Here is a 17,588-nt window from a genome sequence, read left to right as displayed (position 1 = left end):
GCGGTGGCGCTTCTGCCGTCACTGCGTTTCGCAGCCTGGAAAAGCCGCGCATTCTCGCTCAATTCGCGGCGCCGATCCAAGGGCGACGTTCAGCTGAGCGGTTCGATCGACAGGCGGCGAAAGCGCACGGCCTCGCCATGGTGCTGCAGCACGATGTGGCCGGCGGTGGCCTGTGCATACAACGGCTTGTCGGCGAACTTGCTGGTCCGAATCTGCATGCGCAGATCCGGGTCATCCAGGCGATAAGAAAGCACCATGCGGTTGTCCAGCCAGTGTTCGACGTCCGCGTCGCGAACCACCAGCGCGCCTTCCATGAAACTGCCCGGTTCGATCGGCGTTTCCTGCTGCGTTGCCCGCAGGCCGTACAGGGCGCCGTTGCGTGTGGTCGGCTCGGCGCCGTCGGGATGCACGGCATCGTCCAGCAGCTGCATTTCCGGCCCGCTGTGCCAGGCAAGTTCGGCGGCCTCGTCGACGCGGTAGAACACCCCGGAGTTGCCGCCGACCGGCAGCGCGTATTCGAAACGCAGGATGAAGTTCGCGTAGCGCTCGCGGGATATCAGGTCGATCCGCGGCGCACCGACGATGGCGCACAGCTGCTCCTCGTCGCGGTACCAGCTGCCCTCGGGAAAATCGTCACCGTGCCAGGCACGCCACTGTGTTGCGTCGAGAATCATGCGTCGCTCCTATCCGAACAGTTGCTGCTTGCGCCGCAGCCAGCGGTAGCCGTACGGACCCAGCCGCAGCTGGAGCGGGGTGCCCTCGGGCTGCCCGTAGTCGCAGTCGGCGAGTACATCGACCATGTCCTGCAGGTCGTCGTCGGTGATCGTCACGGTGGTCTCGCGGTCCGCCAGATTCACCAGCATCAGCACCGTGGAGTCGTTGTCGTGGCGAATGGCGAACACGCTCGGGTCGTCCACCTCCACCGTGCGCCGCTTGCCGATGCCGATCTCGCGCAGGCCGATGCGGGTGCGGATCATGTTGCCGGTGCGCGCCATCAGTGAGTCGCTGCGCAGGGTCTGGGCGAATACGTTGACCCTGTCGAAGGCGAAGGGCCCTTCATCGATCACCGGGGCGATCAGCCGTTGCGCGTCGATGCAGGAGAAGCCGGCGTTGGGCTCGTTGGACCACTGCATCGGCGTGCGCACCGCCAGCCGTTCCGGGCGCTCGAGATCGTCGCCCATGCCGATTTCCTCGCCGTAGCGGATGATCGGCGTGCCGGGCAGGGAGAAGAGCAGGGCGTGGGTGGCGGCGATGCGTCGCTCGTCGCCGTCGAGCATGGGCGCCAGGCGTCGGCGAATACCGCGGTTGTAGGCGCGCATGTTCTGGTCGGGGGCAAAGGTATCCAGCACCTCGTTGCGCTCATCCTCCTCCAGCCGGTCGAGGCTCAGCTCGTCGTGGTTGCGAATCCACAGGGCGTATTGCGAATGGCTGGGTGGCAGCGGCTGGCTGTTCAGCGCGCGACAGAGCGGCTCGGCCTGCTGCCTGGCGAGGGCGAGGAACAGATGGTTGTTGACCCAGAAGTCCAGCAGCAGGGTGACGCGGTCGGCCTCGTCACCGAAGTACTCGATGTACTTCTCCGGATCGGTATCGATCTCGCCGAGCAATACGGTCTCCGGGCGGCGCATGGTGACGAAGTCGCGCATGTGTTCCAGCAGCCAGTAACCCTGGCGCAGGTCTCCACCGCCGGCCTGGCGCACCATGTGCACCGCGGCGTCGATGCGAAAGCCCGACACGCCCAGGCGTAGCCAGAACGACATGATCCGCTCGATCTCGTGGATCACCCGCGGGTTGGTCAGGTCCAGGTCCGGCTCATGCTTGTAGAACAGATGGCGATAGTACTGGCCGGCCTGCTCGTCCCAGGTCCAGACGCTGTCTTCGACCGTGGGAAAGATCGGCTCGATGGCGTCGTCCGGCTCGTCGGCCCAGATGTAGTAGTCGCGATAGGGCGAGTCGCGGTCGCGGCGCGCTTCCTGGAACCAGCGGTGTTCGCTGGAGGTATGCTGCACGACCAGCTCGATGATCACGTGCAGACCCAGTTCCTCGGCCTTCTCCAGCAGGGCGACGATGTCGGCCAGGTCGCCGAAGCGCTCGGCCACCTGCAGATGGTCGCTGATGTCGTAGCCGGCATCCTCGAATGGCGACTGGTAGAAGGGCATGAGCCAGATCGCGGTGCAACCGAGGCCGCGAATGTAGTCGAGGCGCTCGGTGATGCCGCGCAGATCGCCGCAGCCATCGCCGTTGCTGTCACGGAACAGCGAGGGGTCGATCTGATAGATCACCGCGTTGCGGTACCACAGTGGGCGCATGGTCAGGCCTCCGTGGGGCGCAGCACGAGTGCCTGGCCCGGGTTCAGGGTGCCGGCATAGGGCTCGCCTTCGCCGAGGCCGTCGCTGGCGATTTCCACCGTCCAGTCGCCACTCTGCGGGCAGGCATGCGCCGCTTCGGCGAAATTGATGCAGACCAGCCGCAGGTCATCGCCCAGCTGTCGGCGGTAGGCAAGCACCTCGGGGTGCGAGGGCAGTTCCACGAAGTCGCCGTGCAGCAGCGCCGGGCTGGCCTTGCGCACTGCGAGCAGGCGCTGATAGAGGGCGAACATCGAGTTCGCCGCGCCGACCTGCCGTTCCGCGGCCAGCTCGTCGGCATCGGGCGGAAAGGGCAGCCAGGGTGACGCGCCATTCCAGTCATGGGGCGGTTCGGCCAGCCAGGGAATGGGAGCACGACAGCCGTCGCGGCCGCCCGGGTCGATGCGCGCCTCGTCGGCGATGTGTGCGTCTTCCAGGCCCAGTTCCTCGCCCTGGTAGATGAACGGTGTGCCGCGCAGCGTCAGCAGCAGTACCGCGGCAGCGCGGGCGGCGCGCTCGGAGCCCTGGTAGCGGCTGCGCTGACGCACATTGTCGTGGTTGGACAGCACCCAGGTCGGCCAGGCGCCGGCCGGCTGCAGCCAGTGCTCGACCTCACGGATGCAGGTGCGAAACAGCACCGGGTCCCAGGGCGCATCGAGCGGATTGAAGTTGAAGGCCAGGTGCAGCTCATCGCCGGCGCCGTAGTACTGCAGCACGCGCTCGGTGGAGCGGATGTTCACCTCGCCGACCAGCATGCGATCACCGGGATAGCTGTCGACCAGCTTGCGCAGGCCGCGCAGCACCTCGTGGCTGTAGGGCTGGTCGTTGAAGTCCGACAACGGCTGACCGGCCTGGCAGCGCGGATCGTCGGCGAAGCTCGGATCCTTGCCGGTGCAGTGAATGACGTCGATGCGAAAGCCATCGATGCCGCGATCGAGCCAGAAGCGCAGCACGTCGTGCATTGCCGCGACCACTTCGGGGTTGCGCCAGTTCAGGTCCGGCTGCTTGGCCAGGAACAGGTGCAGGTAGTACTGCTGGGTGTGCTCGTCCCAGGTCCAGGCGCTGCCGGCACCCAGCGCAGCGCGCCAGTTGTTCGGCTGGTCCCGCCAGATGTACCAGTCGCGCTTGGGGTTGTCCCGCGAGCTGCGCGACTCGACGAACCAGGGATGCTCGTCGGAGGTGTGATTGGGCACGAAGTCCAGCAGCACGCGAATATCGCGGGCATGGGCCTCTGCGATCAGCCGGTCGATGTCGGCCAGCGAGCCGAACAGCGGGTCGATGTCGCAGTAGTCGCTGATGTCGTAGCCGGCATCGGCCATCGGCGAGCGGAAGATCGGCGATAGCCACAGAGCATCGACCCCCAGCCGCTTGAGGTAGTCGAGGTGCCGCAGTACGCCCTGGAGGTCGCCGATGCCGTCGCCGTTGCTGTCAGCGAAGGATCGCGGGTAGATCTGATAAACGGTCGCACCCATCCACCACGGCGTTCGCGTTGTCTCGCTCATGCAGCGTACCCCCTGATTCGTCTGAGGTCGCGGCGGCTCGGCAACGCCGCCTCGTCAGCCATACGACTGGCAAGCGGGACACGGGTTCGCCACTTCCCTTGATCCCGGTCGGTTCATGGAGAACGCAAGGGTGGATACTGCGCCTAAGCTAACGACTGACTTTCAACCCCTCCGAGGAGATTTGCCATGCTGCGTATTGCCATCAATGGGTATGGGCGTATCGGTCGCGCGGTGGTGCGCGCGTTGTTCGGGCGCGGACTGCAGAATCAGGTGCAGGTGGTCGCCATCAACGACCTCAGCGAACACAACACGCTGGTGCACCTGACCCGTTTCGACTCGACCTTCGGTCGTTTTCCCGAGCCGGTGACGCTCGAGGGCGACTCGATGGTGGTGCGCGGTCAGTCCATCCGCCTGCTGGCCGAACGCGACGCCACCCAACTGCCGTGGAAGGAGCTGGGCGTCGATGTGGTGCTCGAGTGCACCGGCAAGTTCAAGCAGCGCGCGGCCATCGAGCAGCACCTGCAGGCCGGTGCCGGCCGGGTGTTCGCCTCGCATCCGCTGGATGGCGGCGACCTGACCGTGGTCTACGGCGTGAACCATCAGCTGCTGGCCGACCAGCGGGTGATCTCCAACGCCTCGTGCACCACCAATTGCCTGGCACCACTGGCCAAGGTGCTGCACGAGGCGGTCGGCATCCGCCAGGGGCTGCTCAACACCGTGCACTCCTATACCAACGACCAGAACCTGTTGGACAAGGCCCACAAGGACCTCTATCGAGCCCGCGCCGCCGGGCTGTCGATGATTCCGTCCACCACCGGTGCGGCCAAGGCCATCGGCCTGGTGCTTCCGGAACTGGCCGGGCGGCTGGACGGGCTGTCGGTGCGTGTGCCGACGCCGAACGTCTCGCTGGTGGACCTGACCTTCATCGCCGAGAACGCGCCGGCAAGCGTCGAGGCGATCAACCAGATCCTGCGCGACGGTGCGCAGAAGCTGCCGGCCGGTGTGATGGAGTGCAACGACGAGGCGCTGGTGTCCTGCGACTTCAACGGCTATCCCGCCTCCTGCGTCGCCGACCTCAGCCAGACCCGCGTGCAGGGTGAGCTGGTCAAGGTGATGGCCTGGTACGACAACGAGTGGGGCTTCTCCAACCGCATGCTCGATGTGCTGCTGCACTGGCAAGGCGCCAACGCCGGATGACCGACGCCGACCGACCTGGTGTGGGGCAGGGGCTCTGGCAACTGCCCCTGGCGCAGTTTCGCAATGCCGTGGCCGAGCGCGCCCTGCCCGGCTGCGGCGCAGTCGCGGCGGTGACCGCGGACCTCGCCGTAGCGCTGATCGTCAAGGCGCTGCGGGTCACGGCCGGGCAGCGCGACGATGACCGCTGTTGCGCGTTGCTCGACGAGGCGCGGGCACTGCTCGGCCGTCCTGGTGCCTTTGCCGACGACGATGTGGCGGTGTTCCGCGAGGTGCTCAAGGATCAGCACGATGATCGCTTGGCGTCCTCGGCGGCGCGCCAGGCCTGTGCCGTACCGCTGGCCACCGCCCATGCCTGTATCGAGGCGCTGGGCATAGCCGAGCGTGCCGTGCCGCTGGTCGACCCCGCGCTACGGTGCGACGTCGAGGCTGCCGTCCTGTTGCTGGTCGCCTGTGTCGATGCCGTGCTGCTCAATGTCGACGCCGACCTGCAAGGGCTGGACGACGCGCAGGCGCGCGAGCGAGTGCAGGTGCGGGCCGAGCGGCTGGCCATGGCAGTGGAGCGGCATCGGCAACGTTCGGTTTGATCAGCACGCGCACTGCGCAGCGAATAAAACGAGACCATCGGTCTCGTTTTTTATTGACGTCTACCCATTCGCTTTCTACTCTCCAGGCTCGATAGTGAGACATAAAGTCTCAGAATAAGAAGCCGCCATGCCTCAGGCGGCCCACCTCGGAGAATGCTCATGAGCCACCGCATCGTCCTGCCGCGCCTGATGGAAGTCGGCGCTGGCGCCAGCGGGCAACTCGCCCGCGTGTTGCAGGAACTGGGCTGCAGTCGCCCGCTGATCGTCACCGACCGCATGATGGTCGAGCTCGGCTATGTCGCGCGCATCGCCGGTCAGCTGGAAGAGGCCGGCATCGCCAGCCAGTGCTTTGCCGATACCCTGCCCGAACCGACCGCTGCCTCCATTCGAGCCGGAGTAGAAATGGTCCGCCAGGGCGATTTCGATTCCATCGTCGCCCTCGGCGGCGGCAGCCCGATCGATTCGGCCAAGGCCATCGGCATCCTCGGCAAGTTCGGCGGCGAGATGCGCGACTACCGCTTCCCGCGCGATGTCAGCGAAGCCGGCCTGCCGTTGATCGCCATCCCCACCACCGCCGGCACCGGCTCGGAGGCGACGCGTTTCACCATCATCACCGACGAGACCAGCGACGAGAAAATGCTCTGCGCGGGCCTCGGCTTCATGCCCATCGCCGCGCTGATCGACTACGAGCTGACCCTCTCGCTGCCGCCGCGAGTCACCGCCGACACCGGCATCGACGCGCTGACCCACGCCATCGAAGCCTATGTCAGCCGCAAGGCCAGCCTCTACAGCGACTCTCAGGCGCTGGAAGCCATGCGCCTGCTGGCGCCGAACCTGCGCACAGCGTTCCACCAGCCGGACGACCGCGCCGCGCGTGAAGCGATGATGCTCGGCGCGACACTGGCCGGAATCGCCTTCTCCAACGCCTCGGTGGCGCTGGTGCACGGCATGAGCCGGCCGATCGGTGCCTTCTTCCACGTGCCGCACGGGCTGTCCAACGCCATGCTGCTGCCGGCGATCACCGCTTTCTCGATTCCCGCGGCGCCCGAGCGCTACGCCGACTGTGCGCGGGCCATGGGCGTCGCCGCACAGACCGACGGCGTCGAGGTGGCGAACGACAAGCTGCTCGCCGAGCTGCGGGCGATCAATCAGGAGCTGAAAGTGCCGAGCCCGGAACAATTCGGCATCGCCCGCGAACGCTTCTTCGAGCTGCGCGCGACCATGGCGCGTCAGGCGCTGGCCTCCGGCTCGCCGGGCAACAACCCGCGCGTGCCCACGGAAGCGGAAATCATCGACCTCTACGAAACCGTCTGGAACCAGGAGTGAAGCCATGCAGACCCTCGGCAACCTGATCAACAACGAGGCCGTCGCCGGCCGCTCCGAGCGCCATGCCACCGTCTACAACCCGGCCACCGGTGAGCCGCGCTTGTATGTCTCGCTGTCCTCGGCGGACGAAACCCGCGAAGCGATTGCCGCTGCCCAGGCCGCCTTCGATGGTTGGTCGAAGACGCCGCCGCTGGTGCGCGCGCGGGTCATGTTCCGCTTCAAGGAACTGCTCGAGCGCCGCCGCGACGACGTCGCCCGCTTGATCACCAGCGAGCACGGCAAGGTGTTTTCCGACGCCCAGGGCGAAGTGACCCGCGGGCTGGAAGTGGTGGAGTTCGCCTGCGGCATCCCACATCTGCTCAAGGGCGAGTTTTCTTCCAACGTCGGCCGCGACATCGATTCGAATTCGCTGATGCAGCCGCTCGGTGTCTGCGCCGGGATCACCCCGTTCAACTTCCCGGCCATGGTGCCGCTGTGGATGCTGCCGGTGGCCATCGCCTGCGGTAACACCTTCGTCTTGAAGCCCTCGGAAAAGGACCCCAGCGCGACGATGCTGATCGGCGAACTGCTGGCCGAGGCGGGGCTGCCGGCTGGTGTGCTGAACATCGTCAACGGCGACAAGGAGGCGGTGGACGTGCTGCTCACCGATGAGCGGGTGCAATCGGTCAGCTTCGTCGGCTCGACGCCCATCGCCGAATACATCTATACCACCGCCTCGGCCCACGGCAAGCGCTGCCAGGCGCTGGGTGGGGCGAAGAACCACATGGTGGTGATGCCCGACGCCGATCCGCAGCAGGTGGTCAGCTCGCTGATGGGCGCGGCCTACGGCTCTGCCGGCGAGCGCTGCATGGCGATTTCCGTAGCGGTGTGCGTCGGCGACGAGGTGGCTGACAAGCTGGTCGAAATGCTCAAAGGCGAAATCAGCCAGATGCGCACCGGCCCGGGCCTGGGCGTCGAGCCCGAGCCGCACATGGGCCCGCTGGTGACCCGCGAGCACCAGCAGAAGGTCAGCGGCTACATCGATCTGGGCGTGGAGGAAGGTGCAACGCTGGTCTGCGACGGCCGCGGCATCAAGGTCGAGGGCTACGAGAAAGGCTTCTATGTCGGCCCGACGCTGTTCGACCGGGTCACGCCAGACATGCGCATCTACCGCGAGGAAATCTTCGGCCCGGTGCTGGCCGTGGTACGGGTGAAGCGCTTCGATGAGGCGCTGCAACTGATCAACGACCACGAGTTCGGCAACGGCACTTCGATCTTCACCCGTGACGGCGATACCGCGCGGCAGTTCGAGGAGAACGTCAAGGTCGGCATGGTTGGCGTCAACGTGCCGATTCCGGTACCGATGGCCTTCCACTGCTTCGGCGGCTGGAAGCGCTCGGTGTTCGGCCCGCTGAACATGCACGGCCCGGATGGGGTGCGTTTCTTCACCCGGATGAAGACCGTGACCCGGCGCTGGCCCACCGGTATCCGTGCCGGCGCCGAGTTCGCCATGCCGACCATGAAGTAACCCGCGCGGTACCGTTGCACTGGCGGTGCCGGTCGCTACACTCCCGGGCGCCCTGTGGGGCGTCCATCTTCATCGAACGACAAGGCAGACGATGCGCAGCACTCCCCGCGAGAAAGGCTCTTCCATCACCCGCGTGCTGGAAATCATCGAGGCGGTGGCGGCGGCGAAGGAGCCGCTCAGCCCGACCGCGCTGGCCGAGCGCCTGGACATCCCCAAGGCCAGCGCGCACCGGCTGGTGCAGACCCTGGAGAAGGAAGGCTTCCTGCAGTTCGGCCTGCGCGGCGGGCTGCTGCCGGGCGAGCGCCTGCATGTCGCGGGGCTGAACATTCTGCGCAGCAGCCGGCACAAGGCGCTGCGCCAGGCGATCCTGCGCCAGCTCTCCGAAGCCATCGGCGAGACCTGCGGGCTGGCCATCCCGGACGGGCTGGACATGCTCTATTTCGATCGGGTGCAGACCAACTGGCCGTTGCAGATCAACCTGCCGATCGGCAGCCACACGCCGCTCTGGTGCACCGCCAGCGGCAAGCTCTATCTGGCCTCGCTGCCGCCGGAGCAGCTGGAGCGGGTGCTGCCGCGCCTGCCGCTGCAGCGCATGGCGCGCAACACCCTCACCGATCTCAGCGCGCTGCGCGACGACCTGGCCCGCGTACGCGAGGAACAGCTGGGAACCGACTGCGAGGAGTTCATCGACGGCATGGTCGCCTGTGCGGTGCCGGTACGTGCCTCCGACGGCGAGCTGCTGGCCTGCCTGTTCAGCCACGCGCCGGTGATCCGCTGTTCGATGGCGCAGCTGCTGGCATTCGTGCCACGAATGCGTGCCGCTGCACGCGAACTGGAGGCGGTGCTCGGCAGCGCGGCGGCGCTGGAGGCCGATCAGAGCACGTAGAACAGAATGGCGATGAAGTGCAGTAGGCTGCCGACCATCACGAAGATGTGCCAGATGCCGTGCCAGTGCTGGAAGCGGTCGTCGAAAACGAAAAAGACGATGCCCACCGTGTAGCAGATGCCGCCGGCCAGCAACCAGCTGAAACCGGCGCCACCCAGGGCGGCGAACAGCGGCTTGACCGCCACCAGCACGATCCAGCCCATCACCGCGTAGATCACCAGTGACAGCACCCGTGCTTCGGAGCGCGGCTTGATCTCCTGCAGCATGCCGATCACGGCGAGGCTCCAGACGATGCCGAACAGCGTCCAGCCCCAGGTGCCGGCCAGGGTGACCAGACAGAACGGCGTGTAGCTGCCGGCGATCAAGAGGTAGATCGACAGGTGATCGAGCTTGCGCATGACCACCTTCGCCCGCCCGCGCAGGCTGTGATAGAGCGTCGAGATGCTATACAGCAGGATCAGGCTCAGACCGTAGATCGCAACGCTGACGATCTTTACCGGCGAGCCGTCGAGCGCGGCGAGGACCAGCAGCCAGATCGCGCCGAGACACGCCAGCGCAGCACCGACCAGGTGCGTCCAGGCATTGAAGCGTTCGCCGTGATACATCCCAACCCTCCCGAAAACCACGATGCCAGCAGCATGCCGCGTCAGCGTTACGGGATTCAAACCGGCCGCGAAAAAAGATCGGCGCGGCGAGCCTTCAGCGCTTGAGCATCGCCCGCATCGCTGCCAGGGCGTCGTTGCCGCGCGCGGCCTTGACCTCCACCGGCGCTTCTTCCATGCCTTCCCAGACCAGATCCTCGGGCGGCAGCTCGTCGAGGAAGCGGCTCGGCGTGCAGTCGATCACCTCGCCATACTGCTTGCGCTTGGCGGCGAAGGTCAGCGCCAGGTTGCGCTTGGCGCGGGTGATGCCGACGTAGGCCAGGCGCCGCTCTTCCTCGATGGTGTCGGCCTCGATGCTGGAACGGTGCGGAAGGATTTCCTCCTCGAAACCGATGATGTACACCGAAGGGAATTCCAGGCCCTTGGAGGCGTGCATGGTCATCATCTGTACGCCCTCGGCACCTTCTTCCTCTTCCTGCTGGCGCTCGAGCATGTCGCGCAGCACCAGCTTGCCGATGGCATCCTCGATGGTCATGTCGCCGTCTTCGTCTTTTTCCAGGGTGTTCTTCAGCGCATCGACGAGAAACCAGACGTTGCCCATGCGCGCGTCGGCCACCTTGTCGCTGGAGGCGTTCTGCCTGAGCCAGTTCTCGTAGTCGATGTCCATCACCATGCTGCGGATGGCGGCGATCGGGTCGTTCTGCGCGCACTGCTGGCGCACGTTGTCCATCCAGTGCTTGAAGCGCGCCAGGCGCTCGGCGTAGCGGCTGTCCAGATGCGCGCCGAGGCCGATTTCGTCGGCGGCGGCGTACATGCTGATGCCGCGCTCGCTGGCGTAGTTGCCGAGCCTTTCCAGGGTGGTGGAGCCGATCTCCCGTCGCGGCACGTTGATCACCCGCAGGAAGGCGTTGTCGTCGTCCGGGTTGACCAGCAGGCGGAAGTAGCTCATCAGGTCCTTCACCTCCTGGCGGGCGAAGAAGCTGGTGCCGCCGGACAGGCGATAGGGAATCTGGTGGTGCTGCAGCTTCAGCTCCATCAGCTTGGCCTGGTAGTTGCCGCGGTAGAGGATGGCGAAGTCGCTGTAGGGGCGCTGGGTGCGCAGGTGCTCGGTGAGGATTTCCAGTGCCACCCGCTCGCACTCGGCCTCTTCGTTGCGCGTGCGGATCACGCGGATCTCGTCGCCATGGCCCATTTCCGACCACAGTTGCTTCTCGAACACGTGGGGGTTGTTGGCGATGAGGATGTTGGCGCACTTGAGGATGCGGCTGGTGGAGCGGTAGTTCTGCTCCAGCATCACTACCTTCAGGGACGGGTAGTCCTCCTTCAGCAGCATCAGGTTTTCCGGACGCGCGCCGCGCCAGGCGTAGATCGACTGGTCGTCGTCGCCGACCACGGTGAACTGGTTGCGCATGCCCACCAGCATCTTCACCAGCAGGTACTGGCTGGCGTTGGTGTCCTGGTATTCGTCCACCAGCAGGTAGCGGATGCGGTTCTGCCACTTCTCGAGGATGTCGGGGTGTTCTTGGAAGAGCTTGACCGGCAGCAGGATCAGGTCGTTGAAGTCCACCGCGTTGTACGCCTTGAGCGTGCGCTGGTAGTGCAGGTAGACGATGGCGGCGGTCTGCTCCTTGGGGCCGCGCGCCTTGGCCAAGGCCTCGTCGGGCAGGATCAGGTCGTTCTTCCAGCTGTCGATGAGGTTCTTGATCTCGTCGGCGCCGTCATCGCCGGCGTATTCCTTCTGCATGATGTCGGTGAGCAGCGCCTTGATGTCGCCGTCATCGAAGATCGAGAAGCCGGGCTTGTAGCCCAGGCGCGCGTATTCCTTGCGGATGATGTTCATGCCCAGGTTGTGGAAAGTGGACACGGTCAGGCCGCGCGCCTCGCTGCCCTTGAGCAGGGTGCCGACGCGCTCCTTCATCTCCCGCGCCGCCTTGTTGGTGAAGGTCATGGCGACGATGTGACGGGCCTGGATGCCGCAGTTCTGCACCAGGTGGGCGATCTTGCGGGTGATCACGCTGGTCTTGCCGGAGCCGGCACCGGCGAGCACCAGCAGGGGGCCGCCGACGTAGTTCACGGCTTCCTGCTGCCGAGGATTGAGTCGGGACATGTTGTTCAGGTCGTTCGAAACGGGGGCGCGAGTTTAACAGGCCGAAAGGGTGATGCAGGCGCGTTACAGACGCAATAAAACGCCGGTCGTCGCGCGTGGGGCTTGGCTAATGGCAAGAATCGATTAGTCTTGTCGCGCTGCAGGATGCTGGGGTGGTTGCACAGGGACTGGTGGGATCGGAGACCCTTTGGTGTCTTCAACAGCTCAAGAGTCCGGAGGCCGCTTGCCAGCGCCTGCCCAACCCATGCCATTGTTGCTGTTGGCGCATCGCCCAGACTGGGCGGTGCGGCTGCGCGCCTGCCTGCAGGGTTCGGCCCACGCCGAACAGCTGGTCGTGGCGACGGACTGGCAAACCGTCAGCCAGCAGCTCGAATCTCCCTGTCTGGTCCTGGCGACGCCGCAATGCCGGCCCGCACCCGGGCGCTTTCCCTGGCCGCTGATCCTGCTGCTCGACGAGGAGCCGGAAGAAACCCCGGAAGGTGCGGTCGACTGGCTGGTGGCCGACCAGCTCAGCGCCGAGGTGCTGCGCCGTTGTCTGCGCTACGTGCGCGAGCGCTGCAACCTGCAGGGAACCCTGCAGAAGCTTGCGGTGCGCGACCCGCACACCGGCATCGCCAATCGTCAGGGCTTCCAGGCGCAGCTGCTCGACGCCCTGAGCGAGCACGACGGTCATGGCCTGGAGCTCGGCTACCTGGACCTGGACAATTTCCGCCACGTCAACGACGCCCTCGGCCACGATGCCGGAGATCGGCTGATCCTGCAGGTGGTCGCCCGGCTCAAGGCGCAGCTGGAGGTGGGCGATCTGCTGGCGCGGCTGGGCGGCGACGAGTTCGCCTTGCTGCTCGACACCCGTGACGATGCCGGGCGCGCCGATGCGATCGCCGATCGCATCGTCGAGGCGCTGGCCGAACCCTACTGGGTGGACGGTGAAAGCCTGATGCTCGGCTGCAGCCTCGGGCTGGCGCGAGCCAGCGCCGGCACCTCGGCCGATGCGCTGCTCTGGCATGCGCAACTGGCGATGCGTCAGGCCAAGGCCAGCCAGGGCTGCACCTGGTGCCTGTACGACGAGCACGTCAGCCGCAGTGCCCGCAGCCTGGCCGACCAGGAGGGCGAGTTGCGCCGCGCGCTGCGCCGTGGTGAGCTGGAGCTGCACTACCAGCCGCGGCTGTGTCTGGACACGGGCCGCGTGGTCGGCATCGAGGCGCTGGTGCGTTGGCTGCATCCCGAACGCGGTCTGCTCGGGCCGGACGCCTTCATTCCCATGGCCGAGGAAAGCGGCCTGATCGTGCCGCTCGGCTACTGGGTCATCGCCCGCGCCCTGCGCGACCTGCAGAGCCTGCACGAGCAGGGTGCGGACTCGCTGCACATGGCGGTCAACCTGTCGTTCCGGCAGTTCCAGGACAGCCAGTTGCTGCCGACATTGACGCGGCTGATCGACGAGCGCGCCATCGACCCGCACTGGCTCGAGTTCGAGCTTACCGAAACCGCCGTCATGCGCCGCAGCGAGCAGGTGCAGACTGCCATGCAGGCGCTTGGCCAGCTGGGCGTGCGCTTCTCGCTGGATGACTTCGGCACCGGCTTTTCCTCCTTCGTGCACCTGTCCAACCTGCCGATCACGCTGCTCAAGATCGACAAGAGCTTCGTCGCCAGCATGGGCGCCCGCCCGGAAAAGCGGCAGCTGGTAGAGGCGATGGTCGGGCTGGCGCACAACCTGCGGCTGGAGGTGGTGGCCGAGGGCGTGGAAACCGCCGAGCAGCTGGAGCTGCTGCGCCAGTTTGGTGCGCAGCAGGTTCAGGGCTATCTGGTCAGCCAGCCGTTGCCGCTGGCCGAACTGCTGAGCTTCATGAGCGCCGAGCGCCAGACCGCCGGCCTGGCGCACTGAGTCGAGGCGCCCCGGCACCACGGCCGGGGCGCGCCGCCATCAGCGCACCATGTGCAGGAAGTGCATGTGCTTCTCGTACTGGCCGAGGATGTCGCCAATGACGTCTTCGCGGCTCCAGCCCATCACGTCGTAGTCCTGACCGCCTTCCTTGAGATGCACCTCGGCGCGGAAGTACTTGCGCTCCTCGCGCTCGTCGTCCTCGCTGGTCACCACGAAGCTGGGCATGGCGTAGGCGCGCGGGCGTACCTCGTAGATGAAGTCCGGCTCGCCTTCGTGGGTGATCTCGAAGCGCAGGCGGCGGTCTTCGCCTTCGCTGATCTCCACCTCGTAGCCCTGCTTGCGCATTTCTTCGGCGATGGCCTCGTAGGCCGGACGCACCACCTCGGCGATGAAGCGCACCACATGGGCGCGCCGAGGGAACAGCATCAACGTGCGCAGGCGCCGTTGCCAGCCACCGGCCGTTGGCGCTGCGCTCGGCGAGATGCTCAGCGCCTGATAACGCAGGCCCTGCTTGGTGGCGTCAAGGCGTAGGGCCTTGAGCAGACCCCACATGGAGCAGAGCAGGGCGATGGTGAAGGGCAGGGCGCTGGCGATGGTCGCTGTCTGCAGCGCGGTCAGGCCATCGGCCAGCAGCAGCGCGATGGCCACCCCGCCCATGGACAGCGCCCAGAAGATGCGCTGCCAGATCGGCGTGCCCTGCTTGCCGCCGGACGCGAGCATGTCCACCACCAGTGCGCCGGAGTCGGCGGAGGTGACGAAGAACACCACCACCATGATGATCGCCACGAGGGAGATCAGTGCCGAGAACGGAAAATGTTCGAAGAAGGCGAACAGTGCCAGTGAGCTGTCCTGTTCGATGGCCTCGCCGAGGCTGCTCACGTGCTCCCAGAGGATCATGTGGATGGCGGTATCGCCGAACACGGTCATCCACAACAGGGTGAAGGCGGTGGGTACCAGCAGCACACCTGCAACGAATTCGCGGATGGTCCGCCCGCGGGAAATGCGCGCGATGAACAGGCCGACAAAGGGCGACCAGGCCAGCCACCAGCCCCAGTAGAACAGCGTCCAGCCGCCGATCCAGTCGTTCGGCTCGTAGGCGTAGAGGTTGAAGGTCTTGTTGACGATGTCCGACAGGTAGCTGCCGATGTTCTGCACGAAGGTCTGCAGGATGAACACCGTCGGCCCCGCGATCAGCACCATCAGCATCAGCAGGCCGGCCAGCGACAGATTCAGCTCGGACAGCCGCCGCACGCCCTTGTCCAGCCCGGTCACCACCGAAATGGTGGCGAGCAGGGTGGTGGCGACGATCAGGCCGATCTGCACCGGAATGGTCACCGGCAGGCCGTAGAGGTGGTTCAGCCCGGTGTTGATCTGGGTGACACCCAGGCCGAGCGAGGTGGCGACGCCGAGCACCGTGCCGATGATGGCGAAGATGTCCACCGCGTGCCCGATGGGACCGTAGATGCGCTCGCCGATCAGCGGGTAGAGCGCCGAGCGCAGTGTTAGCGGCAGGCCGTGACGGTAGGCGAAGTAGGCGAGGATCATCGCCACGATGGCGTAGATCGACCAGGCGTGCAGGCCCCAGTGAAAGAAGGTGATCTTCATTGCTTCGCGGGCGGCGAGCGTCGTGCCGCCTTCGCCCACCGGCGGCGAGAGGAAATGCATGACCGGCTCGGCTACGCCGAAGAACATCAGGCCGATGCCCATGCCGGCGGAGAAGAGCATGGCGAACCAGGTCAGGGCGCTGTAGTCCGGTTCGCTGTGATCCGGGCCGAGCTTGATGTCGCCGTAGCGACTGAAGGCCAGCAGCACCACCATCAGCAGGATGAGTGCGACGGCGAGAATGTACAGCCAGCTGACATTGGCGATGATCCAGGCCTGGGCGTCGCCGAACAGGGCCTGCGCGTGTTCCTGAAAGGCGACGCTGTAGATCACCAGTGCCAGGATGATGACTGCCGAGCCGTAAAAGACCGGGGCGTTGAGGTGGGAAGACGAGGGCTGTTTTGCCTCCATGCTGCGCTCCTTCGGTTGTGTCTGGGGAGTGGCCGCCTGTGGCGAAAGCCAGGCAACTTAACACAGACCGCAAAAGCGTCCGCTTGTCAGCAGGCATCCGGCAACGTCGAATGCCCCGGCCGGAGGGGCTCAGGCCTGGCTGCCGGGGCGATATTGCAGCGCTTCGGCCAGATGTTGCCGGCCGATGCGTTCGGCCTGCTCCAGGTCGGCCAGGGTGCGTGCGACCTTGAGCAACCGATGTGCGGCGCGCAGGGACAGTGCGAGACGCTCGCAGGCGCGCTCCAGCCAGGCCTGGTCCTCGGCGGTCAGCTGGCAGTGCTCACGCAGGCCGACCAGGTCGAGAAAGGCGTTGGCGCAGCCCTGGCGGGCGAGTTGCAGTCGCCGCGCCTCGGCCACCTGTGCGGCGAGCACGGCGCTGCTCTGGGCGGTCTGTGGCGCTGCGTTGAGGGCGGTGGCCTCGCGCGCCACGGTCAGATGCAGGTCGATGCGGTCGAGCAGCGGTCCGGAGAGCTTGTTGCGGTAGCGCTGGATCTGCTCCGGCGTGCAGCGGCAGCGACCATTAGGGTCGCCCAGATAGCCGCACGGGCAGGGGTTCATTGCCGCCACCAGCTGGAAACGCGCCGGAAAACGCACCTTGTCCCGCGCCCGGGCGATGACGATATGGCCCGATTCCAGTGGCTCGCGCAGCACCTCCAGCACCTTGCGGTCGAACTCCGGTAGCTCGTCGAGAAACAGCACACCCTGATGCGCCAGGGTGATCTCGCCCGGTTGCGGCCGGCTGCCGCCACCCACCAGTGCCGGGCCCGATGCACTGTGATGGGGCTGGCGGAACGGGCGCTGCGGCCAGTGCTGCAGCGGGCTGTGGCTGGCCACCGAATGAATCGCGGCCACTTCCAGCGCCTCCTGCTCATCCAGCGGCGGCAGCAGGCCGGGCAGACGGCTGGCCAATAGCGTCTTGCCGGTGCCGGGCGGCCCGGAGAACAACAGGTTGTGTGCGCCGGCCGCGGCGATCAGCAGGCCGCGTTTGGCCGCCTGCTGGCCCTGTACGTCGGCCAGGTCGGGGTAGGGCTGGACCTGCCGCAGCAGCCCCTGGGCCACGTAGGGCTCGAGCGGGGTAACGCCGTTGAAGTGGGCGGCAACTTCCAGCAGATGCTCGGCGGCAAACACGGTCAGGCCCGAGGCGAGGCTGGCCTCCTCGGCATTGGCTCGCGGCACCAGCAGCGCACGGCCGGCGGCACGCGCGGCGAGGGCGGCCGGCAGCACGCCCTGGACCGGGCGCAAGGCACCGGACAACGCCAGTTCGCCCAGGCATTCCAGCTGCTCCAGACGTTCGCCGGGCAGCTGTCCGCTGGCGGCGAGGATGCCCAGCGCGATGGCCAGGTCGAAGCGACCACCGTCCTTGGGCAGATCGGCAGGGGCGAGATTGAGCGTGATGCGTCGGGCGGGGAAATCGAAACCGGAGGTAAGGATGGCGCTGCGCACTCGGTCCTTGCTCTCCTTGACGGCGGTTTCCGGCAGGCCGACCAGGGTCAGCGCCGGCAGGCCGTTGGCCAGATGCGCCTCGACGGTCACCGCCGGGGCTTCGACGCCGATCTGAGCGCGGCTATGGACGATGGCCAGGGACATTCGATCACTCCTTT

General features: G+C 66.4%; 13 protein-coding genes. 6 read left to right on the top strand and 7 right to left on the bottom strand.

Annotated elements, in window-relative coordinates; all coding sequences use genetic code 11:
- Nucleotides 1–89: 89 nt before the first annotated feature.
- The 3 genes from ACVRRC_RS00765 to ACVRRC_RS00755 are packed head-to-tail and all read right to left on the bottom strand — an operon-like array spanning nucleotide 90 to nucleotide 3,844.
- A complete protein-coding gene (locus ACVRRC_RS00765; protein WP_011911722.1) occupies nucleotides 90–674 on the bottom strand; it encodes a 3-keto-disaccharide hydrolase in 585 nt (194 codons plus the stop codon).
- A gap of 9 nt (nucleotides 675–683) precedes the next feature.
- Nucleotides 684–2,306, bottom strand: a complete 1,623-nt coding sequence (locus ACVRRC_RS00760; RefSeq protein WP_011911723.1) for an alpha-amylase family protein — start codon at nucleotides 2,304–2,306, stop codon at nucleotides 684–686.
- A gap of 2 nt (nucleotides 2,307–2,308) precedes the next feature.
- Nucleotides 2,309–3,844 (bottom strand): alpha-amylase family glycosyl hydrolase, encoded by a 1,536-nt coding sequence (locus ACVRRC_RS00755; protein WP_068506850.1) that lies wholly within the window; start codon nucleotides 3,842–3,844, stop codon nucleotides 2,309–2,311.
- 186 nt (nucleotides 3,845–4,030) lie between these two features.
- Between ACVRRC_RS00755 and gap the strand changes: the two genes are divergently transcribed.
- The 5 genes from gap (at nucleotide 4,031) to ACVRRC_RS00730 (ending at nucleotide 9,344) form a co-directional block, all read left to right on the top strand.
- Nucleotides 4,031–5,041: a type I glyceraldehyde-3-phosphate dehydrogenase gene (gene gap / locus ACVRRC_RS00750; protein WP_068506851.1), complete on the top strand. Its 1,011-nt coding sequence runs from the start codon at nucleotides 4,031–4,033 to the stop codon at nucleotides 5,039–5,041.
- Nucleotides 5,038–5,625, top strand: coding sequence for a cyclodeaminase/cyclohydrolase family protein (locus tag ACVRRC_RS00745; RefSeq protein WP_472996514.1), 588 nt, complete (start codon nucleotides 5,038–5,040; stop codon nucleotides 5,623–5,625). Before gap ends, ACVRRC_RS00745 begins: the two co-directional genes overlap by 4 nt.
- 159 nt (nucleotides 5,626–5,784) lie before the next feature.
- The gene (locus ACVRRC_RS00740) at nucleotides 5,785–6,951 is read left to right on the top strand and encodes an iron-containing alcohol dehydrogenase (protein WP_019405720.1); all 1,167 of its coding nucleotides are present in this window, start codon (nucleotides 5,785–5,787) and stop codon (nucleotides 6,949–6,951) included.
- A 4-nt stretch (nucleotides 6,952–6,955) separates the two neighbouring features.
- Nucleotides 6,956–8,458 (top strand): CoA-acylating methylmalonate-semialdehyde dehydrogenase, encoded by a 1,503-nt coding sequence (locus tag ACVRRC_RS00735; RefSeq protein ID WP_472996513.1) that lies wholly within the window; start codon nucleotides 6,956–6,958, stop codon nucleotides 8,456–8,458.
- Between the two features lie 91 nt (nucleotides 8,459–8,549).
- Nucleotides 8,550–9,344 carry an IclR family transcriptional regulator gene (locus ACVRRC_RS00730; protein WP_472996512.1) on the top strand — a complete coding sequence of 265 codons (795 nt, stop codon included), beginning with the start codon at nucleotides 8,550–8,552 and terminating at the stop codon, nucleotides 9,342–9,344.
- Here the strand turns inward: ACVRRC_RS00730 and trhA are convergent.
- Together trhA and rep are read right to left on the bottom strand one after the other, a co-directional pair.
- Nucleotides 9,332–9,949 carry a PAQR family membrane homeostasis protein TrhA gene (trhA, locus tag ACVRRC_RS00725; protein ID WP_045632858.1) on the bottom strand — a complete coding sequence of 206 codons (618 nt, stop codon included), beginning with the start codon at nucleotides 9,947–9,949 and terminating at the stop codon, nucleotides 9,332–9,334. The two genes, ACVRRC_RS00730 and trhA, sit on opposite strands and share 13 nt — an antisense overlap.
- A 94-nt stretch (nucleotides 9,950–10,043) precedes the next feature.
- On the bottom strand, nucleotides 10,044–12,053 hold the full coding sequence (rep, locus tag ACVRRC_RS00720; protein WP_079328072.1) for a DNA helicase Rep: 2,010 nt from the start codon (nucleotides 12,051–12,053) through the stop codon (nucleotides 10,044–10,046).
- 244 nt (nucleotides 12,054–12,297) lie between these two features.
- On the opposite strand from rep, the gene ACVRRC_RS00715 reads away from it, so the two are divergent.
- Entirely contained in the window at nucleotides 12,298–13,935 is a 1,638-nt protein-coding gene (locus ACVRRC_RS00715) for a putative bifunctional diguanylate cyclase/phosphodiesterase (protein WP_017246172.1), read from the top strand.
- Nucleotides 13,936–13,974: 39 nt separating this feature from the next.
- On the opposite strand, the gene ACVRRC_RS00710 is transcribed toward ACVRRC_RS00715, so the two are convergent.
- Nucleotides 13,975–15,948, bottom strand: a complete 1,974-nt coding sequence (locus ACVRRC_RS00710; RefSeq protein ID WP_084902368.1) for a BCCT family transporter — start codon at nucleotides 15,946–15,948, stop codon at nucleotides 13,975–13,977.
- A 129-nt stretch (nucleotides 15,949–16,077) separates the two neighbouring features.
- On the bottom strand, nucleotides 16,078–17,574 hold the full coding sequence (locus ACVRRC_RS00705) for a YifB family Mg chelatase-like AAA ATPase (protein WP_019405714.1): 1,497 nt from the start codon (nucleotides 17,572–17,574) through the stop codon (nucleotides 16,078–16,080).
- Between the last annotated feature and the right edge of the window lie 14 nt (nucleotides 17,575–17,588).

This window comes from Stutzerimonas sp. LR2 (assembly GCF_055755175.1).
This window is presented reverse-complemented; position numbering and strand designations above follow the sequence as displayed.